The organism is Microbulbifer sp. CNSA002, assembly GCF_047324085.1.
Lineage (GTDB): Bacteria > Pseudomonadota > Gammaproteobacteria > Pseudomonadales > Cellvibrionaceae > Microbulbifer.
Window position 1 is genome coordinate 2,017,542 of record NZ_CP172449.1, and the last position, 24,248, is coordinate 2,041,789.

At 44.4% G+C, this 24,248-nt stretch carries 21 protein-coding genes and 1 pseudogene; 15 read left to right on the forward strand and 7 right to left on the reverse strand.

Going from position 1 to position 24,248, the window contains the following annotated elements; all coding sequences use genetic code 11:
* Positions 1–159 precede the first annotated feature (159 nt).
* The 9 genes from ACG1BZ_RS09040 (at position 160) to ahr (ending at position 8,220) form a co-directional block, all read left to right on the forward strand.
* The gene (locus tag ACG1BZ_RS09040) at positions 160–588 is read left to right on the forward strand and encodes a nuclear transport factor 2 family protein (RefSeq protein WP_413665319.1); all 429 of its coding nucleotides are present in this window, start codon (positions 160–162) and stop codon (positions 586–588) included.
* A complete protein-coding gene (locus tag ACG1BZ_RS09045) occupies positions 589–1,368 on the forward strand; it encodes an SDR family NAD(P)-dependent oxidoreductase (RefSeq protein ID WP_413665320.1) in 780 nt (259 codons plus the stop codon). It abuts the gene before it with no gap.
* Complete coding sequence (locus ACG1BZ_RS09050; RefSeq protein WP_413665321.1) at positions 1,368–2,618, forward strand: NAD(P)/FAD-dependent oxidoreductase; 1,251 nt, start codon at positions 1,368–1,370, stop codon at positions 2,616–2,618. The genes ACG1BZ_RS09045 and ACG1BZ_RS09050 overlap by 1 nt, the downstream gene beginning before the upstream one ends.
* Before the next feature lie 13 nt (positions 2,619–2,631).
* The gene (locus tag ACG1BZ_RS09055) at positions 2,632–3,429 is read left to right on the forward strand and encodes a DUF1365 domain-containing protein (RefSeq protein ID WP_413665322.1); all 798 of its coding nucleotides are present in this window, start codon (positions 2,632–2,634) and stop codon (positions 3,427–3,429) included.
* Complete coding sequence (locus ACG1BZ_RS09060; protein ID WP_413665323.1) at positions 3,426–4,694, forward strand: class I SAM-dependent methyltransferase; 1,269 nt, start codon at positions 3,426–3,428, stop codon at positions 4,692–4,694. Before ACG1BZ_RS09055 ends, ACG1BZ_RS09060 begins: the two co-directional genes overlap by 4 nt.
* 137 nt (positions 4,695–4,831) lie before the next feature.
* The gene (locus tag ACG1BZ_RS09065) at positions 4,832–5,347 is read left to right on the forward strand and encodes a DUF2878 domain-containing protein (RefSeq protein WP_413665324.1); all 516 of its coding nucleotides are present in this window, start codon (positions 4,832–4,834) and stop codon (positions 5,345–5,347) included.
* Positions 5,340–6,074, forward strand: coding sequence for a hypothetical protein (locus ACG1BZ_RS09070; RefSeq protein WP_413665325.1), 735 nt, complete (start codon positions 5,340–5,342; stop codon positions 6,072–6,074). Before ACG1BZ_RS09065 ends, ACG1BZ_RS09070 begins: the two co-directional genes overlap by 8 nt.
* A 177-nt stretch (positions 6,075–6,251) precedes the next feature.
* Positions 6,252–6,647 carry a glycine zipper family protein gene (locus ACG1BZ_RS09075; protein WP_413665326.1) on the forward strand — a complete coding sequence of 132 codons (396 nt, stop codon included), beginning with the start codon at positions 6,252–6,254 and terminating at the stop codon, positions 6,645–6,647.
* Positions 6,648–7,200: 553 nt separating this feature from the next.
* The gene (gene ahr / locus ACG1BZ_RS09080; protein ID WP_413665327.1) at positions 7,201–8,220 is read left to right on the forward strand and encodes an NADPH-dependent aldehyde reductase Ahr; all 1,020 of its coding nucleotides are present in this window, start codon (positions 7,201–7,203) and stop codon (positions 8,218–8,220) included.
* A 446-nt stretch (positions 8,221–8,666) separates the two neighbouring features.
* Here ahr and ACG1BZ_RS09085 read toward each other — a convergent pair whose 3' ends face one another.
* Both ACG1BZ_RS09085 and ACG1BZ_RS09090 read right to left on the reverse strand, forming a co-directional pair.
* The gene (locus ACG1BZ_RS09085; protein ID WP_413665328.1) at positions 8,667–10,622 is read right to left on the reverse strand and encodes an alpha/beta hydrolase family protein; all 1,956 of its coding nucleotides are present in this window, start codon (positions 10,620–10,622) and stop codon (positions 8,667–8,669) included.
* On the reverse strand, positions 10,619–11,161 hold the full coding sequence (locus ACG1BZ_RS09090) for a hypothetical protein (RefSeq protein WP_413665329.1): 543 nt from the start codon (positions 11,159–11,161) through the stop codon (positions 10,619–10,621). Before ACG1BZ_RS09090 ends, ACG1BZ_RS09085 begins: the two co-directional genes overlap by 4 nt.
* 635 nt (positions 11,162–11,796) lie before the next feature.
* On the opposite strand from ACG1BZ_RS09090, the gene ACG1BZ_RS09095 reads away from it, so the two are divergent.
* Genes ACG1BZ_RS09095 through ACG1BZ_RS09110 form a run of 4 tightly spaced genes read left to right on the forward strand, consistent with a single transcriptional unit; the run spans position 11,797 to position 14,544 of the window.
* Positions 11,797–12,822 carry an alpha/beta fold hydrolase gene (locus tag ACG1BZ_RS09095; RefSeq protein ID WP_413665330.1) on the forward strand — a complete coding sequence of 342 codons (1,026 nt, stop codon included), beginning with the start codon at positions 11,797–11,799 and terminating at the stop codon, positions 12,820–12,822.
* A complete protein-coding gene (locus tag ACG1BZ_RS09100) occupies positions 12,822–13,910 on the forward strand; it encodes a sensor histidine kinase (protein ID WP_413665331.1) in 1,089 nt (362 codons plus the stop codon). The genes ACG1BZ_RS09095 and ACG1BZ_RS09100 overlap by 1 nt, the downstream gene beginning before the upstream one ends.
* A 13-nt stretch (positions 13,911–13,923) precedes the next feature.
* Positions 13,924–14,130 carry a response regulator transcription factor gene (locus tag ACG1BZ_RS09105; RefSeq protein WP_413665332.1) on the forward strand — a complete coding sequence of 69 codons (207 nt, stop codon included), beginning with the start codon at positions 13,924–13,926 and terminating at the stop codon, positions 14,128–14,130.
* Between the two features lie 33 nt (positions 14,131–14,163).
* The gene (locus tag ACG1BZ_RS09110; RefSeq protein ID WP_413665333.1) at positions 14,164–14,544 is read left to right on the forward strand and encodes a LuxR C-terminal-related transcriptional regulator; all 381 of its coding nucleotides are present in this window, start codon (positions 14,164–14,166) and stop codon (positions 14,542–14,544) included.
* A gap of 196 nt (positions 14,545–14,740) precedes the next feature.
* Here ACG1BZ_RS09110 and ACG1BZ_RS09115 read toward each other — a convergent pair whose 3' ends face one another.
* From ACG1BZ_RS09115 to ACG1BZ_RS09135, 5 genes and pseudogenes are all read right to left on the reverse strand, one after another.
* Entirely contained in the window at positions 14,741–16,354 is a 1,614-nt protein-coding gene (locus tag ACG1BZ_RS09115) for a hypothetical protein (RefSeq protein WP_413665334.1), read from the reverse strand.
* Between the two features lie 86 nt (positions 16,355–16,440).
* Positions 16,441–16,638 (reverse strand): hypothetical protein, encoded by a 198-nt coding sequence (locus tag ACG1BZ_RS09120; protein WP_413665335.1) that lies wholly within the window; start codon positions 16,636–16,638, stop codon positions 16,441–16,443.
* Between the two features lie 514 nt (positions 16,639–17,152).
* Positions 17,153–17,451: pseudogene (locus tag ACG1BZ_RS09125) on the reverse strand (DDE-type integrase/transposase/recombinase); the annotation flags it as partial.
* A gap of 593 nt (positions 17,452–18,044) precedes the next feature.
* Positions 18,045–19,619 carry a lytic polysaccharide monooxygenase gene (locus ACG1BZ_RS09130; RefSeq protein ID WP_413665336.1) on the reverse strand — a complete coding sequence of 525 codons (1,575 nt, stop codon included), beginning with the start codon at positions 19,617–19,619 and terminating at the stop codon, positions 18,045–18,047.
* 1,458 nt (positions 19,620–21,077) lie between these two features.
* Positions 21,078–21,659: a TetR/AcrR family transcriptional regulator gene (locus ACG1BZ_RS09135; RefSeq protein WP_413665337.1), complete on the reverse strand. Its 582-nt coding sequence runs from the start codon at positions 21,657–21,659 to the stop codon at positions 21,078–21,080.
* Between the two features lie 120 nt (positions 21,660–21,779).
* Between ACG1BZ_RS09135 and ACG1BZ_RS09140 the strand changes: the two genes are divergently transcribed.
* Both ACG1BZ_RS09140 and ACG1BZ_RS09145 read left to right on the forward strand, forming a co-directional pair.
* Complete coding sequence (locus tag ACG1BZ_RS09140; RefSeq protein ID WP_413665338.1) at positions 21,780–22,433, forward strand: SDR family NAD(P)-dependent oxidoreductase; 654 nt, start codon at positions 21,780–21,782, stop codon at positions 22,431–22,433.
* A gap of 188 nt (positions 22,434–22,621) precedes the next feature.
* A complete protein-coding gene (locus ACG1BZ_RS09145) occupies positions 22,622–23,566 on the forward strand; it encodes an alpha/beta hydrolase family protein (protein ID WP_413665339.1) in 945 nt (314 codons plus the stop codon).
* Positions 23,567–24,248 lie beyond the last annotated feature (682 nt).

Here is a 24,248-nt window from a genome sequence, read left to right on the forward strand (position 1 = left end):
CTGCAACAGACTCTCAGGGGGAGACTTCCAAGTTGTCTGATAACTACTTACGCAGAGAGGGCATAACTGGATCACTCTGGCCTACCTTTTATTGAGCGGTGATCCACCCGATGGGGTGTGGCGTATTTATCTGCAGCTAGAACAGTAAGGAATCCGATGATGAGCGCGTTGATTGAGGAGCTAGAGGAGTACTACAAAGACTTCTTGATGCAGGAAACTGGCAGCCTTGGATCACTATATAGCGACGATGTCATTTTTTGTGACCCGTTGCATCGGATAGAGGGATTGCCTGCTCTAAAGAGTTACTTTGCGGGAATGAGTAGGGGGCTTACCCAGTGCCGCTTCCAATTTGATGATCTGCCGGTGGTGGGCGAGGGCAGCGCTTGCCTTTCGTGGACCATGCACTACCGACACCAATCACTCAAAGGTGGACGCCCATTACAACTTCGTGGCTGTAGCCTGTTGCGTTACACCGATAAGATTCACTACCACGAGGACTTTTACGATATGGGTGCCATGGTCTACGAGCAGGTGCCGGTATTGGGCTCCTGCATAGGTTTTATTAAGTCGCGAATGGAGCGCAACTAAGTGTCCCAGGGGATTCGCGATAAAACCATCTGGATCACAGGTGCTAGCTCGGGTATTGGGCGCGCGCTTACATTGCGCCTGGTGGAGCAGAATAATTTTGTGATTGCCAGCAGTCGCAGGCTCGATGCGCTGACGGAGTTACAGAACATAGCCCCCAGTCGCCTCAGGGTTTTGGATTGTGATCTTAGTGATGATGCGGTGATGCCGGGTGTTACTCGGCGATTAGCGGACTTCACAGATCACCTGGATATGGTGATTGCTTGCGCTGGTACCTGTGAATATGACGACGACCTTCAATTGGATGTCACCATGTACCGGCGGGTTTTTGATGGCAATTTCTTTGCCTTGGTGAATACCTTGAAGTGCGCGCAGCCACTGTTAGCCGCAAGCCGGTCTCCGGTATTTGCTGCGCTCGGCAGTCTCTCGTCAGTGGTACCTTTTCCCCGCGCCGAAGCCTATGGCAGTTCCAAAGCGGCGGTGGCTTATTTTCTGGAGTCGGTGCGCGCCGATACCAGCCTTACTCCACTTCGAGTGGTCCACATTCGCCCGGGGTTTGTCGACACCCGCCTTACCCAGCGCAATGACTTTGACATGCCTTTTTTAATGACTCCAGAGCAGGCTGCCGAGCGTATTGAACAGGGGCTCTGTGGCGTTGGGCACACAGTCGATTTTCCCAAGCGGCTCAGCTGGCCTCTGCGGTTTCTGGGTTTTTTCAGCTCAATCTGGTTCCGTTTTTGCGTACCCAAAATGACAAGAATCCGCACACTAAGGAAGAATTGATGCGAATTGCTATTGTTGGCAGCGGCATTGCCGGTCTTACTGCCGCTTATCTATTGAATCGAAAGTACGATGTCACCCTGTTTGAAGCACAGGCGCGCCTGGGAGGGCATACCGCTACGGTTGATATTGACGAGGGGGAACGCCGGTTAGCAGTGGATACTGGCTTTATTGTATACAACGACTGGACCTATCCGAATTTTATTCGCTTGCTTAAAGAGCTGGGAGTTCAATCCCAACCCACCTCCATGGGCTTTAGTGTGCGCTGCGATCAGGAGGGGTTTGAATATGCGGGTAACAATCTCAACAGCCTGTTTGCACAGCGCTCGAACATCGTCAGCGCCGGGCACTGGCGTATGCTCTGGGACATAGTGCGCTTTAACCGCAATGCCCTCCGCGACTGGCAGGAGGGGAGGCTGAGCGAGACATTGACTCTGGGTGAGTATCTACCTGCGAACGGTTACTCCGCAGAATTCGCCAATCGCTATTTGGTACCTATGGGCTCTGCTATCTGGTCTGCCAGTGTGGCGCAAATGCTGGAGTTTTCTGTCAGTTTCTTTGTCCGCTTCTTTGTCAATCACGGCTTGCTCAACCTGGTGCGCCGCCCACAGTGGCGAGTAATTAAGGGTGGGTCGCGTGAATATATTGATCCGTTAATACAATCTTTCGCAGATAAAATTCGCTTATCTACGCCCATTGAGGCCGTGCAACGCTGTCGAGAAGGTGTGAATGTTCGCACCGCTGCAGGGGAAAATCTGGAGTTTGATGCCGTTGTTTTCGCTTGCCATTCCGATCAGGCCCTTCAATGTTTGACCGACCCCAGCGGCAGTGAGCAAAAAATCCTGGGGGCTATACCCTATGCAAAAAATGCCGTGGTCCTGCATACAGACAGCACCTTGCTACCCCGTCACCGTCGCAGTTGGTCGAGTTGGAATTACCAATTGCGCAGTGAACAGGATGCACTGCCTGTTTTGACATACAACATGAATATACTTCAGGGCTTGAATACCGAGAAAACCTATTGTGTCACCCTGAATGCCGAAGAGCGTATCGATCCCAAGTCTGTGCTCGGTCGTTTTGAGTACGCCCATCCTCAGTTTTCTGTGGCCGGAACGCGAGCGCAACAGCAGTGGGATAGTATTAATGGTGTTAACCGCACCTGGTTCTGCGGCGCTTACTGGGCAAATGGATTTCATGAAGACGGTGTAACGAGTGCGTTGCGAGTGGCTCGGGGGTTGGGTGTTGACTGGTAAGGAGGCCGGTATCATGGAAAGTGCGATTTATACCGGGTGGTTGGAGCACCGGCGCTTTGCGCCCAGAGCTCATCAGTTTCGCTACCAGGTTTTTATGATGTACGTCGATCTGGCAGAGGTGGAAGCCATTTGCCAGCTTTCACCTCTTTGGTCCTCCCAGCGGCGGGCACCTGCGAGATTTTGTCGTAGTGATTTTTTTGGCGATGAATCCCTCAGTCTTGATGAGGCGGTTCGACAGCGGGTGGAGGAGGAAGTGGGAGAGCAGCCTTCCGGGCCTATTCGCTTGCTGGCCAATTGGCGCTACTTTGGCTACAACATGAATCCGCTCAGTGTTTACTATTGTTTCGATGCTGAGGGACAGAATGTGGATTGGCTGCTCCTGGATGTGCACAATACTCCCTGGAAAGAGCGTCACAGCTATGTTTTGGATTGCCGTAATAATACCAAGTTGCAAAAAGCGACCTTCGCAAAAACATTTCATGTCTCGCCTTTTATGCCCATGGCCCAAGGGTATCGATGGAGGGGGACAAAACCTGGAGAAAAGCTGACAGCCTACCTGCAAAATTTTGATGCGAGTGCCGATGATACAGAAGATGGCACTCGCCCAATGTTTGATGCAACCCTGAGTTTACAGCGCTGCGAAATTAGCGGCCGATCGCTTAATTCAATATTGATCCAGTACCCCTTGATGACCGTAAAAGTTATAGCCGCCATTTATTGGCAGGCACTGAAATTATGGGTCAAGCGTATCCCGGTATTTTCGCATCCTAGCGACGACGCCGAGGTTCAGGCAGGAGATAAACAACTATGAGAGCAGTTCAGGAAGTTGATCAGGCTTCGTCGTCAAAATCAGAAGTATCGGCACAGTCCTGGCTCGTTCGCCTGGCCCGCAAGCTGGTGTTGGAAAAACTCAAGGGTATTGATCGTGGCCACTTGCTAATTGAAGAGGGGGAGCAGTGTTACCACTTTGGCCAGAGGCCAGAAGAAGCAGAGATCTCGGCACATATTTGCGTACATGATCCATCCAGCTATATACAGGTGCTATTAAACGGAACCATTGGTTCTGGAGAAGCCTTTATGCAGGGCGCCTGGACCTCAACCAATACCGTGGACCTGATTCGCCTGATGGTGGACAACATGGAACTGGTGGAAGGTATCGATAGTCGTTGGAGCTATTTACCCCGATTAGGCCTGCGCTGGTTACATCAGTTGAATGCGAATAACCGCAATGGCTCACGCAAGAATATTTCTGCACACTATGACCTGGGCAATGAATTTTTTCGGTTGTTTTTGGACAGGACCATGCTGTATTCATCTGCGGTCTACCCGTCTGAAAATGCAACCCTGTTTGAAGCCTCTAATCACAAACTGGAACTGATCTGCCGAAAGCTAAAGTTAAAACCCTCCGATCACCTCCTTGAGATTGGTACTGGGTGGGGGGGGATGGCCATTCATGCTGCCAAGTACTATGGCTGTAAAGTAACAACTACTACAATTTCCCAAGAGCAATATGACTATGCCCGTCAATGGGTGAAGCATGAGGGGTTAGAGGATCAGATAACTCTTTTATTACAAGACTATCGGGACCTGCGAGGTAAGTACGATAAAATTGTATCGATTGAAATGGTGGAGGCAGTAGGGCACGAATTTCACAAGACCTTCTTCGCTGGTTGTAGCGAATTACTCAAAGAAGATGGCTTGATGGTGATGCAGGCAATCACCATTCGCGACCAGCGCTACCACGAGTATCGTAAAGAGGTCGACTTTATCCAGCGATATATCTTCCCTGGTGGCTGCCTGCCGTCTAATCAGGTTATTGCGAACCATATTAGCAACTCAACAGATATGCAGATTGTGGGACTAGAAGATATCACGGCCCATTACGCCCGCACTTTAAATGACTGGCGCAAAGCATTTTTTGAACGAATATCCAAAGTTCGTGAGTTGGGTTTTGATGAGCGCTTTATCCGTATGTGGGAATTCTACTTATGCTACTGCGAAGGAGGATTTCTGCAGCGAGTGATTGGTACTGCCCAGTTTGTGTTTGCCAAACCGCGATATCTGGGAAACTTCTAGAGTCTCTCCGGTTAATCTTGTGATGTGTTTGATTTTCAGAATGGCTCAGGATCAAGGCGTGATTTCAGGGAATTGTTTAAACCTTTTAAGAGTTTGCAATCCAAGGATATTACGGAATCAACCAGAGGCTCTCCTGCATGTGGCGTTTTGTCGCTAATGCCTTACTTTTCGATATCGCCTGGCCACTGTGCGTCATAGTGGCCAAGGTGTGGTTGGTGGTTCCCTTTACTCTGGTGAACCTCTTTGTACATTTACGCTATATCGCCAATTTGCCCAGGGAACCGCTTTGGTTGGCGGGGGTGTTTATCTTTGGAGTGTCTATAGACTCTATCTTGTTTCATTTGGGGGTGATGCGAAATGACAGCGGCTCCTCCTGGCCTCCCTTATGGCTGATCTGCCTGTGGTTGAACTTTGCCATGACCTTACGATACAGTTTGGTCTTCTTACAGAAAAATCTATGGCTGGCGGTAATCCTGGGTGGTTTTTTTGGACCGTTTAGTTACTTTACCGGTGCATTCCTAAATGGCACTGTGGAATTGCACAGGCCCTTGTGGCAATCCCTGGGAACACTAAGTGTAATTTGGGCCTGCATCCTGCCGTTGTTTGCCTATTTGGCAAGAAAGATTTGTCAAAAAGAGGTGAGCAATGCTTGAATTTATTGCGATGTCGGCTATTGCCGGAAATAACTGTCACTATGAAGGGCCTTTCCTGGTCAAAGGTTTGGCCTATGATCCGGATAATCAACAGTTGCAGTACTGCGAATATTATACTTCGCAAGATAATGGCAAAATAACTGTTTTCTACTATGCACCCCAGGGTGATTTGATAGCAGAGAAAACTCTTCGAGAGCGAAGTGGCCCCGCAGCTGGTCGCAGTGCCTTACCTAGCGTCACTCAAATAGATCGGAGGCACGGCGAAGTCCGTGAAGTCCTTTGGGATGACGGCCAGTGGATGATGCGCTATAGAGCCAACGAGGACGAAGCCTGGAAAGTAAGTTTGCGAGAGGCACGAAGTGTTGATGTAGTTGATGCAGGCTTTGATACTTATGTGCGTGACCACTGGGACTTATTGTCTTCAGGAAAAACTCTTAAATTCAATTTTGCTTCGCCACTGCATGGTCGATCGATAATGCTGCGCGCTAGGGCAGTATCCTGTAATCAAGCGGCAGGTGAAAATACTTGTATACGAGTAGATGTTTCCCAGCCTCTTATCCGCCTTTTCGTAGAGGACTTAAATCTCACTTACGATACAGAGAGTCGGCGATTAAAGAGTTTTAAGGGCATAGTAAATATCCTCGATCCACAAGCGAAATCTCAAGAATTAGAAGTGTTTTACCAATATTCAATTCTGCCTACAGGAACCCAACCTGCAGATCCATAGATAAAAGGCGCCCTCCACTAATAGCTACAACACTATTTACGCCTGTTGGATTTGTTGCCCAGCGGGTCATTCATTTTTAGGCGCCAGACTGGCGTCAAGTTCTACCAGCAGCTAAACCTAAAGAAGAAAAGCGTGACAAGCTCACTATCCTGTGGCGAAAGCGATATGGGGTGTTTGATGAAGACTGCTATTTCTGTAACTGCTGGAATTATGATGTCGCTGCTTTACGGTTGTGCGAATCAGCCAGAGCAGGTTCCCGGTGCCGGTGGAATCGTTATCGATACCTGGGGCGTTAACATGAATCAGTATCAAGCGGACCTTGCAGAGTGTAAGGGAATCGCTTACTCCACGTACAGTGACCAAGGGCGCAGAACAGCTGCCGGTGCTGCGGGTGGTGCTGTAGTAGGTGGTGCGCTCGGTGCAATAGTCGGTGACAGCGGGCGTGCTGCGGTAGCCGGAGCCGGTGCCGGCGCGCTTGTTGGGGGCTTGTCAGGGGCGGGTAGTGCGAGCTCTGAGGCAACCTACATCATCAAGAATTGCCTGGTTGGTCGCGGATATCGAGTGTTGAATTGATCTTCTGCGTAAAACTGCGGTCCAATTTCTCATCAGTCCTCTGCTATTCAGCAACCTCACAGGACTTGGCACTGGCCGGGGGAAGTACCCCCGGCCTTTTTTCTGTTTTACAGCTTTAATTTCAATCTTTTACTTTCTCCCGGTTAACACTTTTAATTTCTGTGCTAGGGAGCCTCTGAATAATTCCGTAATGCCTCTGCGGGTCTTGAAGGCTGCAGATGTTAGGCGCAGCTCGCCGCGAATGGCCGTAGCCCTTTGCAAGAGCTGCAACGCAACAGCTGCGGCCTTCAAGGCCCGCCCTTCGGGGCATGCAGAGCGATTCACACTCCGCGTTGCAACTTCTTGAAAGGTCTAGACATTCCTGCGAAGTCGCGCCTTGATTGTGAACCGCTCTGCATGCCAGAGGCATCACGGAATTATTCAGAGGCTCCCTGGATAGTAGGGCCACTAGTTTCTAGAAAATAAAATTGTAAGGGTGCAATAAAGTCTACAGCTGAATGGCGTCTAAACTTTTAAGGTCATTTGTGATTTCCTTTTCTTCAAGGAGCCCGCCATGTCTACTGCATCAACTATTAATGCCTATGCAGTCTTAGAGGCCGGCGGTCCATTTAAGACCTACCAAATTGCAGCAGGAGATTTGGGCGCAACAGAAGTTGAACTGGAAATCATGTACTGTGGCATCTGTCATAGTGACTTGAGCATGATTGAAAATGAATGGGGTATTGGACAGTACCCTATGGTTGCCGGTCACGAAGTCATCGGCCGTGTAACCGCGATGGGGGAGCAAGTAGCTCATCTTAAAAAGGGTACGGTGGTTGGATTGGGGTGGAATTCAGGCTACTGTGAGACATGCCATACTTGCCGAATTGGTGACCTCAACTTATGTAGAGAGGCAAAGTTCACCATACTCACCAATGGAGGCTTTGCCGATAAAACCAGGGCGGATATGAGTAGCCTGGTTGTTATCCCTGATGGTGTGGATTATGCATCGGCCGGCCCCATTTTATGTGCGGGTATTACCGTATTCAATCCATTGGTCCAATTTGGTATCAAACCCACTGACAAAGTGGCTGTGATTGGTATTGGTGGGTTGGGCCATCTTGCCTTGAAGTTTTTCCATGCCTGGGGATGTGAAGTTACCGCGTTTACTTCCAGCGAGGAAAAACGCAAAGAAGCCTTAGCTCTCGGTGCTCATAAAACACTGAACTCCCGCGACCCCGCAGAGATTCAAGCGGCGGCAATGAGCTTTGATTTTATTCTGTCGACTGTGAATGTCAGTCTTGATTGGGATTTGTATATCCAGGCTTTGAAACCAAAAGGGCGTTTACACTTTGTTGGAGCTGTAACTAACCCAATCCAATTTACTCTATTCCCCTTGTTATTTGGGCAGCGCTCAATTTCAGCATCTCCAGTCGGCAGCCCTGGTACCATCGAAACTATGCTTGAGTTTGTGGCGCATCATAAGATTAAACCTGAGATAGAGATTTTCCCAATGAGCCAGATAGAAGCGGCATTTGAGCATTTGAAATCTGGTAAGGCTAAGTATCGGATTGTTTTGTCGCAGGAAGGGTAGAAACAGAATTGACGTACTGTGGTGCTGTTAAGAGCGAAGTGTGTTTTTTTTATGTCTACAGCTTAAAAAATTGCATCAATTAGTATCTTAGGGTTGGCCACCCTGGGTGACTTAATGGTGTAAAATTTTCTATTTTGAACTCAATCATCTACTATTTCTTATCTTTAGTTGAGCTTTATGAAAATGTGCGTTGGGGCGTGCAAATACTCAGTGAGTGGATGTCGTTGATTATAAAAGGCTGGGTTAATTGTGTTTTTCTATATTTTTAAATTTATTAATTTTAGAGATTCTACGATTGGTGTGTGATTGTAGATAGTTATGGTTGATTTCTGTGTTTTGTTGAGCTGATTTGGTGTGTTAGGTTGATGTTGTTTTTTGTTATTATTGCTCTGTGCTTAGTGATAGCCCGGAGCGGGGTGCCAGGCTATCATTGCTAAGTTGGGCTGCTACTGTAAGGGCTCAAGCTGAAGTGATTCTCGAAAAAATGAATCTAATTTGGTGTAAAAAGAAGTTGTGCTTTTAAGGTAATGAAATCCATGACCTTCATCCTCTAGTAGCATGCTATCGTAATTTATATCGTGAGCATCAAGAATTTTTTTTATTCTGTTAAAGTGTTCCTGGTCAACAACTTTATCCTTTTTACCCTGTGCTATAAATATTGGTATTTTTACCCTGTGAGCTTGGTAAACAGGAGAGTACTCCATAAGTGTATCTATGTCGGTATCAGGGTCACCAATAATTTTTTCGATGAAGTTATTTCGTCTTTCGTCTCCAGTTAAATCGTTATTGCTAAAAAGCAATGGTAAGTCGGTAACTCCAGCGTAGGAAGCAGCGCACTTAAATAGGTCTGGACGATTAATAGCAGAAATTAGAGCTGAATAACCTCCATAGCTAATTCCATAAATACAAATTTTACTTGGTTCCACCAGCTTTTGGTTGATAACCTCTTCGACACTTGAATAAATGTCATTCTCGATTAGGCGTCCCCATTGACGCATCCCTTGATTTTCAAATTTCTTTCCGTATCCGGAAGAGCCTCGATAGTTAGGTTGTAGTACTGCGTAACCTAGTGTGGCCAGGTATTGAGTATGGGCATTAAAATGCCTGGTATCTCTTATTGAGATCGGTCCGCCATGCGGTAATACGATCAATGGTGGTCGAGTTGTGCCATCTGAGGTTGGTAATGTCAAGTATGATTCAATAATCTGCCCGTCAATTGATGTTGATTTTATTATTTGAGTTTCGGAGAGTTTAAATTCTTTGAGCCATGGAGCTATAGATGCAAACTTAATTAGCTCATTAGATTTTCTATTTAGCAGGTGATAAGAGCCTGGGTCGGTAGCACTAGAAGTTTGAACTACCGCGATAGTTTTATCTTGGTTAAAATCAACAATATAAGCTTTCGATTCTTCAACTGAAAGTTCTAGTTCCCCCTTAAGAACGGCTTCTACCTCCATCAAGTACTCATGTTTATGGAAACCACTCTCAATAAAGGAAACACCCAATATACCATCCTTGTTTGGGCTTATGATTGCAGAGTTAATATCTGTATTCGGGTGTCCATATATTTTATCAAGATACCTTTTCTCTGGGATGCTGTATCTATATAAACTAACGAAGTTATCTTTCTCGTTTGAAAGGACATGTAGTATTTTGCCATTCTCAGATATTAGTACGGGAGTGAATGTTATATCCTCCGGCCCTTCCCATATAATTTCCCACTTTCTTCCATTAGGGCGCCGGGCCCAAATTTCATTTTTTGAATCCGCTTTGTTGAGTGAATATCCAATAGATAACCGCCCTTTCGCATTAGTTAGCCAGTATGGTGTATCTGGCCCCCTCCTGTTTAATCTAAACTCTTTTCGTAATTGTCTATGAAAATTTTTTTCTGAGATATCAATTTTGTATATACCAGTTTTTTCGTTTCTCCATTTTGCGATTAGAAATTGATTTTCAGAGTCTGGGAGGGGATCTACCAAAAAGGCGTTTTCAAGGAATCGCTTGTTTTCAACGGATACTACTTGTGAACTTTTGAAGGTTAACTTACTTAAGAATAAATCCCAACCCTTTCCTTTTGTAAATGTGTCGCTAAGGATAGAGTTATCATCTATCCAATTAAAATCAATAACCTCCAGGGAGTCATTAGTAGCATACTGAAGGATTAGCTTTTCTTTGAAGGATTTTGTATTTAGGAGTGAGATTTGTATTGTCTCTCCGGAATTCCTCATGATTGCAACATTCTCTCCGTTGGGGGAGACTTTAATTTTTGTGACTTGGCTTGCCTTAAAGAATTTTTTTGCGATCTCAAGAGTTTTTTCAGGAGAGGCTTTGCTATCTTCTGGCAATCCTGCAAGTACGAGCGATGACATTAGAACGGAAAGTGTAAACAATAACTCTTTCATTTGGTTGAATCCATCTGAATGGTTTCCAGGTAGAACTTAATAAACGGATCTTTTGTGTTTCCTGTGAATGTGAGTGGGTGCTGCTCTAGGAGTTTTTGGCAGCAGTTCTCTAACTCTTCTATCGTTTCGGAGCTCCGGTTAAGGTAATCAAATGTAGCTGTTCCGAATGTCCAATTTATATCTATAGTAAGATGTCCTCCATAGTTAATAGCGCCTTCATGTATGATCAGGTCGAATTGTTTCTCTTTTAGGTTGAAGAGGTAGCTCCTGTTTGCAATAACTTTTGTCCACCTATAGTTTCCGGCGGGTAATTTTATAATCTTGAAGTTATTTCCTGTTGCGGGGCTTTTGAAGATATAGCTTTTCCCGAATGATTTTGGATCTTGTAGTTTTACCGATTTAGGTGGGGTTCCATGTATTGATAATGGTAAAATAGCATAACCCTCCCCAGGGGAGAGAGGGGGGATCATATCTTTGTCTTCTGCTAGACAGTTGTAGCTAATAAGGTGAAATAAAAAATAGCAAACTACTTTTTTCACTGCTGTATTAATCTCCGTTTCTTATGTGTTGATGATGTCCATTGATGGTATTTTCTCGTAAAATTTTCCTTTGAGCCACAGTGTTTTAATTATTTTGTTGCTGTTTGATTGGTCAAAGATGTGGGTAAGTACTGACCACCTATCGCCTAAGGTGCACGTACGTACCATTAAGGTGAAGGGTGTGGTAAATGGAGCTGCTGGTTCTAGTGATTGTCTAGTGCTGTTTTCTCTAATGCGTCTATCAAAAAATTGTACTTCTTAGTCTAAATGGTATTCATGGGGTCAGGTGTTGGGCGTTGGTTATATATATTCTTGTTTTTATTTCTGGCTATCCCTCTATAGGTATTATATTTAAAAAACTTTCGCAGAAGACAATATAAATAAAAGTTTGAGGGGGATATGCAAGGTAGTTTTATGCATTATTGGCCCTCAGCATCCCTTGCCGGAGGCTTGAATTTAATATATGTACATTTACTATCCAGTAGTTGTGGCTGGACTGCTTAATCATTGGCAAAAGATGACAAATGTCATATGGATTTGATGACAGAAATGACTTACCCAGATCTCACTATTGCGTGATATTACCTATAAGTATTATTTCTGCACCGATCTCACGGTGTTTATGGAGGCTTACATTGTTCAAGACAGTTTCTTTAATCGTTGGCGTGATAGTATTCCTTCTGGTGGTAGTCTGTACTATTTGGGTCCTTACAACACCTCCACTTCCCAAGGATATCCAGAAACGACTTAACCTGAGCCTTGAGAAACCACTACCTGAACTGATCTCCGGTCAGAACGGATATGTTCGCTCGGGGAGCCTTAAAATCTGGTATCAGCTTAAAAGCCCAGAGGGGATACCTGTTCGTGGCACAGTGTTACTGATAAACGGTATGGGCTCTTCTTCTTTGTATTGGCCATCTGAAGTCTATGAGCCACTCTTAGCTGCTGGCTATCAAGTACTACTCACCGATCATCGTGGCTGCGGTGCCTCGAGTTGGGTTACCAACTGGACTAAGGAGACTGCTTACGACCTTTCCGACATGATGCGCGATAACCTTGCGGTTATGGACTCCCTGGGGATTAAGCAAGTTCATATTATGGGCGCCTCAATGGGAGGGATGATTGCGCAAGAAATGGCCCTGCAATACCCCCATCGCTTGAAAAGCCTTACTTCAATTATGTCCTCAGGTTTTTTCGAAGACCCCGAGTTACCCCAGGGAAAAACCTTCAGATACAATATGCTTCGGCTATTTCTTCGCTATGGACTCAGTGGCTCCGATGAGGGTATGGCTAAGTTGATGGTAAGTACTTATCACAGTCTTCAGGGGCAGGGAGGCTTTGATGTTGAACATATTGCACACACCACTCTCTACGAACTACGTCATAGGCAAGGATTTGATCATAATCTGCCAGTTCAGCAATTTACAGCAATCTCTCTTTCTGGCTCGCGATTAGAGCGATTGGAGAGCTTAGAAGTCCCCACTATGGTTATTCATGGTGATAGAGATCCCCTGTTAAGTATTGCTCAAGCTAAAAAGTATGCAGCTCGCATTCCTGGTGCTAAAACGTTGTGGGTAGAAGGTATGGGCCATGCCATGGCACCTGTATATGTGAAAGAATGGATGGAGCATGAAGTACAATTTTTGGAAGCTAGTAACTAATGGCGGCATATCACTATTTGCAAAGGTTCTATACTTTCCCCAAGAATCTGAGAGGTGCTCTGAACTTAGTACCATATTTTCAGCTCCTTATATACTTGCCCTTTATTTTCCATACTTTTAGTGAAGTTGCTTTTGGGGTGGTAGTGATTTGCCACTTGTTTCTCTTCCCTTTGTTCTTCCTCGTATTTTGGTGCAAAGGAACCAAAGTTACTGGTATTGTCTTGGCTCTAAACCTTTTAGGTGTTATCACTTCTTTTTATTCACTTGCCGGTATCGGTTTCTTTGCCTTTGCGGCTGCAGCTTGCTCGGCGTACAGGCAACTCTATGCATCCATTATTTTGCTGTTTGTTGTTACTTTTTCTTATTTGAGTACTGCCTACTTAACTGGACAATCACTATATGCTGTTTTGACGGGACTATTTTTTACAGCTATCAACGGCCTGAACTTTCTATTTCAACTGAGAAAGTACTTATCTAATCTGGTTATTAAACAGAGCCAAAAGGAAACTTCCTCTATGGCAAAGACATCCGAGCGTGAACGTATTGCACAAGACTTGCACGATTCCCTCGGTCAGAGTCTCACGAGTATCACTTTAAAGGCAGAGCTTGCCGAACGGCTTCTCGAAGTTGATCCAGCAACGGCACTGCAGCATATTCTTGATATTAAAAAAATCTCTAGAATAGCGATTATCGAGGTTCGAGAAACGGTATCGAATTATAAAATCAGTACATTGGTCAATGAGCTGGCGAGTTCAAAATTTGCGCTGGAGTCAGCGAATATAACCTGTATACATCATATCGAGGCCACAGAAATACCCATTCAGGTTGACAATACGTTGGCAATGACTATTCGCGAAGCCACCACAAATATTCTACGTCACAGCCAAGCGAGCATGTGTAAAGTTTCGCTGTGGCTTGATAAGCAACTACTCTCTCTACATATTTGTGACAATGGAAAGGCTGTGGGAAAGGTATCTATGGGCCATGGCCTCAGTGGTATGAGCGATCGCTGGAACCAGCTTGGGGGCAGTTTGAAAATACAATTCCAAGGTGGTTGTCATATTTACGCCACAATTTCCCTTAAATAAGTAGTTGTATTAAATGATGATTAAAGTGCTTTTAGTTGAAGATCAAGCGATGGTGCGCGGTGCATTGAGAGCACTACTTGACTTGGAGAAAGATATTCGGGTCGTCGCAACTGCGTGTAATGGGCGAGAGGCCCTTGAGATTTGCGATAATTGCAGCCCGGATTTGGTAGTTAGTGATATAGAAATGCCTGGGATGACAGGTCTTGAACTCGCAGAGTAATTACAGCGCCTTATAAATCCTCCCAAGGTTGTGATGCTGACAACTTTCTCAAGGAGTGGCTATATTCGTCGCGCACTCAATGCAGGGGTTAACGGCTACCTTCTTAAAGATGCTCCGCCGAGCCAGCTCGCAAGCTGTATCCGTCAAGTTTCAGCAGGTAAAACCGTGGTAGCTCCTGAATTAATGCAGCAAGCATTCAAATGTGGGGACAATCCGCTCTCCACTAAAGAGCAGAAGATTCTTCAGCTCGCTTATGCCGGGAAAACCACTGAGGATATTGCACGAGAAGTTTCACTCTCCCCGGGTACCATTCGAAATTATATCCACAGTAGCTGCCAGAAATTGAATGCAAGTAATAGAGTTGAAGCGGCACGCCTGGCTCAAAAATATGGTTGGATAGAGCCTGCTGAATAAATAAAAATCGATTGTTTCGCTAGTATAAAATGGGGGTTGGTAAGGGTTTGGGTTGGTTTTTTGTGTTTTGTTTTTTTTCTAGATCGTATATATGTTTAAGATACTAATATAAGCAGAGTTAGCTTTTAAGCTATAAATTGATAAATGGCCGCACATATTCCCTGCGGGTTATACAGCCATTTGTCAAGCGATCTTTTTATCTAGATTTAAAAATCAGGATTCGATGATTCCCAGAATCAGTAACAAATAAGTGGTCTTTATATCCAAAAATTCCTGTTGGCTCCTTTAAAGTCGAAGCAGTAGGTGATTCAGGTTCATCAGGATAGCTAATACCGTTTTGGTTGGCATCATTTGGCTTGAAGCTTACAAAGTCAGCTTGTCCAAGCACTGTGTCTGCTGGGGCGAAATTGCTAGTTGGCCAATTATTCCAGACTAAAACTCTATTGTTCTTCGCGTCGGCAACAAAGAGTTGAATGCCATTTGACCAGATGCCAGTTTCTGGACGATTTAGGGTCTTACTATTTACAGGCCATTCAGTACCGTCCACATCGGTTAGTTCAATATTCCTTTCGCTGAATGAGGGTTGTCCGAGAACAACATCAGCAGGAGCAAAACTGTTGGTAGGAAAATTATTCCAAAGAAGAATTCGGTTATTTCCACTGTCAATAATGGCCAGCTTTTCTCCGTCACTCCAAACATCTGTTGGAGTGTATAGGGTGCTCGCTGATAGTTGATATGACATGCCACTTTGGTCTACATCGTTTGGATCACAGTTTTCTAACCCTGACTGACCAACAAGGAGATCCGGGGAGGCATAACTATTTTCAGGAATTTGGCTCCATATTAACACCCTGGAATTGGCTGCATCAGTAACCATTATTTTGCTATCAGCAACGGTGGCTCCCCAGTTTATCCAAAGTGCCAGGCTTTTACAGGGGGAGATGTCATAATCTCCAATATTTAAAGTCAGTGTAGGCGCTGCTCCTGCTCCGGATACCACACTATCGTAAATAGAAATATGCCTTTCCCGGTATTGAGAAACTAGCAGGTGCTCTCCATCAAAACTAATGTCTGAGGGGCCGAATAATTCCTGTTCCGGGTTTGATAAGGCCAGAGTGTCCAGTCCATCCTTGCCTATTACTGCATTTGCAGGTGAGCCATTTGTAATAGGAATTGAATTGAAAACTAAGACGCGATTGGACGAAGTATCTGATATAAATAGTTTCCCCTCATTATCGATACTGACATCACCGGATGGCTGAAAGGCAAAATTTTTAGCATTTATTCCCAAATCTGTGCTGGAGAAGCTATCTTGCCCTATAACGACCTGTGCGGGATCAAAATTCTGAAAGTAAAAGGGAACAGTAAAGCTATTTTCATAGGTGATCATTGGAATCCCTACAAGATCGTTAATATTAATCTGAATGCTACGATCTTGAGCTGATTTCCAGCCATCTACAGGACTAATCGTTAAGGTATCATTGGGTATATTTGTTTTTGACCAGTTGATTGTATAGCCATCTTCTACGAGAGTACCAGATAGGGCAAGGCTCTCGATATCCATGGTCTCAGAGAAGAGGACATTGATCGTGTCATCTTTCTCCAGGCGAGTGATATCTGGCTCGAAGTTAGTAATGGAAGGGGAGAGCGTATCAATATAGTAGGTGGCGGTTAGCGCTTCGATATCATAGCCGGAATCATCTCTGGCGTTGACTGTTAGGGAGTAGTTCGAAGAGTTGGTCCAGTCTCCCCTGGGATGCAATATAAGCGTATCTTCATCGAGTTGAGAAAGTTCACCGGCCTCTCCCATGCTCCCAGATATGACAATGTTGTCGATTAGAATAGCTTCGCTAAAATCTAAATAGATTTCCTTATCTTTGCCAATAGTACTGCCGCTTAAAGGTGTAAAGTTAACTGTGAAGCGCGAGCTGCCAGCATCGGGGTCGTCCGTTGGAGGTGTAGTGGTATCTCCATCTCCATCTCCATCTCCATCTCCAGATCCACTCCCGGAGCCATTTCCTGACCCATTTCCGGAGCCACTCCCACCTCCACTAACCGGTCCGCTTCCAGAATTACTGTTCGCTGACTTGTCACTTCCAGAACCACCTCCGCATCCAGAGAGGAGAGCGGTAACTGCAAGGCATATAATTAATTTTTGAGAATTCACTTTCATACATACTTCCCCATTAACAGCAAAGGCTAACCTTCTAGCATTTAAATTAATGTTTTCGCTAGAAAAGTGATTCTAAATTTTCTATGTGAATATTGCCTGAATAAGAAGATTTAGATTTTTCTAGAAAATAAACAGACATACTTAAAATATTCTACCGAGAGTTCTGATTTGTATGTAAGAAACAATAGGAATGGGTAGTCATTACCATTTTCCATCTTACCTAGAAATAAGTAGAATCGTGATTTGGCAGAAAGTAAGGTTTATTTGGCTCTAAAAGGGGTTGCTGTAAAATATACATGTAATTCTGTCTTCGATGAGGAGTGCTTTCGACCTTTATTTAGTTGAGCTGTAGAGGGTTTGATAGGCAGCTAGAAGTGCAAGAGATAGCAGGTATTACTATTTGAAAGTGGCAATTTTTGATCCTAGCCATCAACAGCGGATACCATGGATTAGCTCTGCTTTAAGTGAGTGGAAAAAGGTACCTACAAAGGCGTTATTGTAGTAATTACCCTTGGCGCTCATACTGTACCGCAGATCATACGCTGTAATTAAAGATTGATAATTCCTAGAGCAATACTGACTTCTCCTGTCAGTATGTAGGAGAACATTCGTAGGCTTCTTACATCTCCATATAGTCATTTGAAAAGCGTCATAAGTTAGCCACCCGTTTTCGACGTTACCCAATCAATAACTAGCCAACTATATAAGTCGATCACTACCGCTAGATATAACCAATCCTTTCCTGATTCGGTGCATCAGAAAACCAGCATGCCAACAGATTGAAGAGTGGTGCTAGAGGCGCTGGCGGTGAAGCAGGTGCTCTCCCAGTCTGTTAGTTTTCTAAGGTGTAATGAAAGTATCAAGAATTCAGATTTGGATTAGAAATTGTGGTTTTAGGTGAAAGCTGGAAGTAATGATGGTGGTGACGGAGTGGAGTTAGCAGGGCGCTGAAGAAAGGTTGTGCCGACAGTCCATATGCTGTGTACCCAGCGCTTATCGCGCTCGCTGCAAGCATGTCGTACAGCCTCTTCAATGCTCACATTATCTTTATAGTGGCTTTCAAAATTTCGATTGAGATTGATCAGTATTTTGATGGAATTTCCAGCGGCTGGAGAATAGGGGAGTATTCTCAGTAAAGGCGCCGCGCTTTCTGGGATCTAAATGTCGACTACTCCAGTCCACAATCTTCAAATATTGATCCAGTTGAAAGGTAACTCTTTTGGGGTGAGTTTTTATAATGAAAGGCCTCAGGATTATTGAGGCCTTTCAGATAAGCGCTAGCAGATAATTTTCTACTAGCTACTTGTTTTGGTTGGTGACCTTTAACTTAACGCCAAACACCCCATTGGCCGGTTGTACCCGGCTCCTCGCCCCTTGTCCACCATCCGGCAGTCCATGTTTCACCATTGTGGCTAACGATATCACCTGCGGTGTAGATTTCGTTGCTATCCCAAGCTTGAATACTGGGATCTGTGGGATCTGTGGGATCTGTGGGATCTGTGGGATCTGTGGGATCTGTGGGATCTGTGGGATCTGTGGGATCTGTGGGATCTGTGGGATCTGTGGGATCTGTGGGATCTGTGGTAGTTGATGGTTCAACAGTAAATGAGTAGATCTCGTCATCAACAGCAGAGTCACCGCTTACGGTTAACTTGAAACTTAATTCATGCTGTTCATTTGTTAAGCTTGACGTGTCGATAACCAGTGCACCACTGGGCCCGGTTGCGGTTTCAACAGGGCTTCCACTTACCTGTGACCATTCCGTATTATTGATATTTCCGGCGCTTTCTCCCGATGAAAGTACCACTAAATCCCCGTGTTCTACTCTAGCTATATCAAGCGGTTTTAAAACCTTGGGTGTGATAGCAGCTATTAATTCACTTCCATTGCTTGTAATAGTGAATTGACCGGAGGCTCGTGAGTCTTTGGAGTTGAAGTAGTTGCCATGTAAATCACCCTGGAAGTACATGTAGTGATTCATTTCTTCATGCCAGCGACCAATAAAAACATTTCCATTGTGGTTTGATTGGTACCAGCCAGTGACTTGAGAAGCTAAAAGCCTGTCCCAGTCATTATTATTATCTTCGGTAATTGCCAGCGAAAATGATGAGTGTTCCTCACCATTTTTATTGAATACCGTATAATTGACGGTGTCCCCCACATTAACCGAATCTATACTAATGTCTTCTGGAATAAAGGTGTTGCCTTGAATCAGGTGCGGCTGTGTGGTGCCGGGATCAGGTTCGCTAGGCGGTTCAACATCAGTATTTACAATAGTGATATCACTACAGTTGTAGAAGCCTTCACCAACTGGGTCTACTCGCTGCCAACGTACAAATAAAATTGCATTACCCACCCTGTCTTCTGGAATGGTGACATTCATGCGATATTGACCATTGACGACAGGTACGTCCCCTTCCTCCTGGATAAGCTCAAGGTCATCCCATGCCAGTGGTTGTGACAGGTCTGCATCCGCTTTCGTAAGGTAAAACTCCCAAAAAGATGGGTTGTGTGGCGCTGTTGCCTGAAATACGTATTCGAATGTCCCAGCATTAACTTCTACACGGGTCCAGGCATCAGTTGCTGCTCCCATCCCTTTTTTCTGCTGATCATTTGCATAGCAAAGAGTTCCATCGGGAATGGCACTTTTTACAGCGGCAGAATTATTATAGTCAGGGATGTTAATGGAGAATTCGTTGTGTTGTTGAAAAGGATAAGATCCGGAAATGGTTTTTGCCAGCGCGCAGCCTGGATTGGATGGTGTTCCAGACCAGATATTGCCTTGATCATAGCAAATTTTTTGCCTGGCTTTTGGAAATTCAGACCAGCCGTGAGCTTGTACTTGTAAGCTGAAAGGTATCAGCAACATTGTCGCAAGCGCGCTTTTTTTTCTTAAAAGCATAAGGTTACTCCTGGTTTACATTATTCTCGTCGATTTATTTAGAACGATTTAAATATTAAGTTTAATTTCCTGGTGAATACTGTGAAATAAGTTGGTGTTTGAGAATGTCGGCCATTCTTTCTGTGTCACCAAGATCAAAAAATGCAGTTAATAAATATTCACCCCTTAAAAAATTCTAATAAGACAGACCCTCCATGCGTACGGGGGTTCCATGCCAGGCATGAATTAACATGTTTTAATAAAATTTACGTTTCTATTGATCAACAATTGGCTGAGCCGTGGGCCAAAAAACGAGGTCATTTTTGATATTTTGTGACAATGTGATGATTGTCAAAGAAAGTAAAGTGTGAAGGGCGGTATAAAAGCTTGACATTTATTTGTCTGAATTCAGTGCTTCATGGGCTAAGTGAAACGTAAAATACATACCAGCCTCATTAGCTTGCCTAAATTGTATTGGAGCAGGAAGGTTTTCTGGGGGCTGAAAAATCGCATTGTTTGAGGAGGTTTGTCTCATAGCAGCATAGACTATTGCAAAGTAAATTTATTGCACTTTCGATGGTCTAGTCTCTATCTATTCTTTAAGTGAATGTTAATTTATTTGGGGGGAGCTGATAGGGGTTAGACGAGAATAGGGGGAGTGACAATGACAAACCAATAATTGAGAAGCTTCGGCCTTCAAATATAGCGGGCAAAAATTGAACTGTAATTATTTTTTCAATCTATTTGCTTGTTGTATCAGATAAATCGGTCAATAAGTTAATGCTGTAGGCATCAATAGATTCAGGCGCTGGAGCTGATTTATATATTCTTGTACTTATTTTTATAGATATTAGGTCTCAGGTGGAGCTTATCAGCTTTAAGCGATTATCAATTAGCTTGTATACCTTTAAGTTGTTATTGAATACCCCGAGAAACCATGAGCCACAGGCAATCCAATATTCAGCATTATGTTATTTTAGAATAAAAATGTCTTGGACATCCGATGTCTTCCAGAACAGTTTTCCTTTTAGGAGATAGTAGTTTTTGGGTTCTACAATTTCTATATTTTTGCTTCTTGCCCAAGATCTTATCTCTCTCCTAAAATATCTGGATTTTGGCGGAAGTACCACATACGGAAGTCCTCCAAGTATTAAGAATAAAAGTAAAGGTAGACTCCCTCCCAATTCAGGACTGAATGTATGGACTAGACTATCCAGGCCAACTGCTACTATTAGAATTAGAATCAATCTCATTTAACAATCCTAGCGGTTTCAAGCCCTATGGAGAGAGCGGCAGAAAGTGAAATATTCACTGTAGGCATATTTTTGTATCTTTCTTTAATTGCCAGATCTAAATAGCACCTAAATAAAAACTATTCATCTGCATCATCGAATAAATGCTCTCACCATTTTGGTTTGGTTGCTTCAGTCATTTTCTGACTGCCATTAACCTTTAAAGCCGTTTTGATAAAAGAGTTTTTCACTCTTTAAATCGCAGTCCATCGGCTAAAAGTGCAACCATACGTCCTACTTGCCCAGATGAGTCTTCAGATGAGGACATCCCCAATCTCGCAATTCCTCCAAGTAGTTCATCTGCAGTTATATCTGAACGAACATCTCCCGATTCTATTGCTGCACCTAATACCATAGCGAGGGCAGGCCTTAAGTGCTGGTCAAAATAGCTTGGAAGGGTTTCAAAGGCTGGATCGCCTGAGTGCAATACTTCGGATAGTCCTCGCTTAGTGGCAAAAAAGGTCGCAAATATTTGCATACAGCTGGCCAGGGCTTCAAAGGGGGGGAGGTGTTTAGCTTGTTCTATCACTTCCTCAGAGCAGCTATCGATCTCCCTGCGGAAAACTGCCGCGATCAGGTCTGCCCGCTTCGGGTAGTGCCGATAAAGAGTGCCTACACCGACACCGGCCTTACCTGCAATCTCCCGCACTGGGGCATCTACGCCGGAGGTGGCGAATACTTCCTTGGCTGCCTGGAGCAGGGCGCCATGGTTGCGCTTGCCGTCCGCTCGCTTACGTTGGCTCGAATTAGTGTCATCAGGTTTTGGCATATCTACCTCTTGCTAAACGGAACATTGTTCCGTATATTTAATCGGAACGTTGTTCCGATTTTGCCATAGCCATGTGCTGGAGCCAATGGCCCATGAGCCGTATCTATGTGGAGACTGACGATGCACGGTAGACCAATTGCATTGATAACTGGTGCTAATAGGGGAATAGGATTACAAGTTGCGAGGGACCTGAGTGCTAGAGGCGTTTCTGTCTTAGTTGGGGCTCGTGATTTGAAGCTGGGGCAAAAAGCCGCTGATTCCATAGGCGAAAGCGTTTGGCCTATTCAGCTAGATGTTACTGATGAGAGCAGTATCCGAGCTGCAGCCAACACTATTAGAAAAGACTTTGGCCGTCTCGATATATTGATTAATAACGCGGCGATTAGCCATGCAGGGGAGGCTGGAGTAACTCTGGCGGAAATCGGCAAAAAGACTCAGGTTAGCGCTGTAACTTTGGCTGAATTACGTGAGATATTTGAAACTAATGTTTTCGGGGTTGTAGCGGTTACACAGGCAATGCTACCTCTTCTAAAACTCTCTCCTTCTGCCAAAGTGGTTAATGTTTCTAGCGGTGCTGGCTCGTTGATGAGCCATTCAAATCCTAAGAATCCGGCACGAAAAATGTTTGGTGCCTACTCCATGTCAAAAACTGCACTAAATGCTGTGACTATGGCTTTCTCAATTGATCTTGAAAAATCAAACATAAAGGTAAATGCCGTATGCCCTGGGTTTACTTGCACTGGCTTAAATAATACGAGGGTGAGCAAACTGTAGCAGAGGGTGCGAGGGAAATTGTGCGTGTCGCACTTCTGGGTCGAGAAGGAGATTCTGGTACTTTTACTAGCTTCAATGGTTCTATGCCATGGTAATTCGGTACTGATTGCAAATACCAGTGGCCACTTTACTGAGTTCTATTAACCCCATCGATCAAGTGGAAAATTAAAGTTGAAGGAAAACCATTTATGACAATATCAGATCACACATCAGTAAAAAAGCAAGGCCCTTTTGTTATACATCATGCTGTATTACTGTCTGACTCGGTCAGGGGGCAAGAGCTAAAGGTTCGTGTAATCGCACCGGTGAATGGTGAAAACTTACCAATCGTTATCTTCGCCCATGGATACAAATCACCACCTTATGGATACGCTCCAATAACTGAATTTCTCGCCTCTTTGGGTTTTGTAGTTCTGCAACCAGTTTTCCTGGATTCTGAGGTGCCAGATGATGACCCTAGAGTGCCTGAAATCTGGCAGTATCGAGTATCTGACATGAAGAGAATTCTGGATGAGCTGGACAGTATCGAGAAAGCTGTTTCCATGTTGCGCGGCCGTCTAGATAAAGAAAAGGTAGTTGCTATTGGGCATTCCTATGGAGCACAAACTGTAGGTATGTTACTAGGGGCTCGGGTATTAAATGAAGACAATATCCCTGGCCCCGATTTATCAGATAAGCGGGTGAGAGCGGGTGTTTTACTTTGTGCAACTGGAACGGGTGGAGAGAACCTATCCCCTTTTGCGGCCAAGTTCTTCCCATTTATGAATCCAAGTTTTACGGAAATGATTGCTCCATGCTTAGTTGTTGCAGCGGATCAGGATAATTCCCCACTGAGTACCCGTGGGCCAGACTGGTTTACTGATGCTTTTACTTTGGGAACTGGTGCAGAGTACTTGCTGACCCTTGTGGGGGCAAAGCATTTACTGGGTGGAATTAATGGGTATGGCGTTATAAGTGAAGAAGAAAACAACCCTGCCCATGTATCAGTTGTGCAGGCCGTAATTTCTGCGTACTTAAGTAAGCAGTTCTATGAGAAAAACTCCGATTGGGACGTGTTACTAAGCACGCTAAAAAACCAAGATCCATCTATTGGTTTTGTTGAAGAAAAGTCAGCCAACACTTTTATGGCTTGATAGTCTGGAAACCTGTTAATTCTTTTCATTCAATTAATCAGTTTTTCTGGGCAGAAAGCGAAGTCCCCACTTTGCCTTTAATCACTTCTACTTTTAGTGAATGATCTGCTAGTGTGATGAGTATACTTATCCAGACTTTAATTGCATTGTAGTGAATACTATATCGAGTCTCTATATCGATAGAATATCTGATTCACACCCAGGAAAAGATATAACGATTGTAAGGCGTATTATTTAGAAAGCCAGGACTATAAATGGCAGGAATATTGGCTGTGTGTAATTTATACAATTTCATGGAGTTTGATTCCTTATTCTATTCTGTGTCAATATTTCTGATATTTATCGTTGTGGCTTTGTTGGGTGCCCTACATTGCTAATACAGTTTGGAATTTTAAGAAAAGGGTTGTGTTGTGAACAATGCTATTTATTGTAGCTCTATATTACCCAGGATTTAATCCATGAGAGTTGCGATACTGGTTGTGTTATTGCTAGTTAGTGTTGTTTATCTAAGCAGGCCGGAGAAAGCGAGCGAGTTACTTGCTGAGTACTGTGAAGATTCTCATCCAGATAAATCATTAGCCTATTGCAGACAGCAAATAACAACGCCTCAAATTAGATGTGATGTACTGAAGGGCACTTTGGAAAAAGATGGCGCCTGTGTTAGGTGGGGACCGCCAAAAGG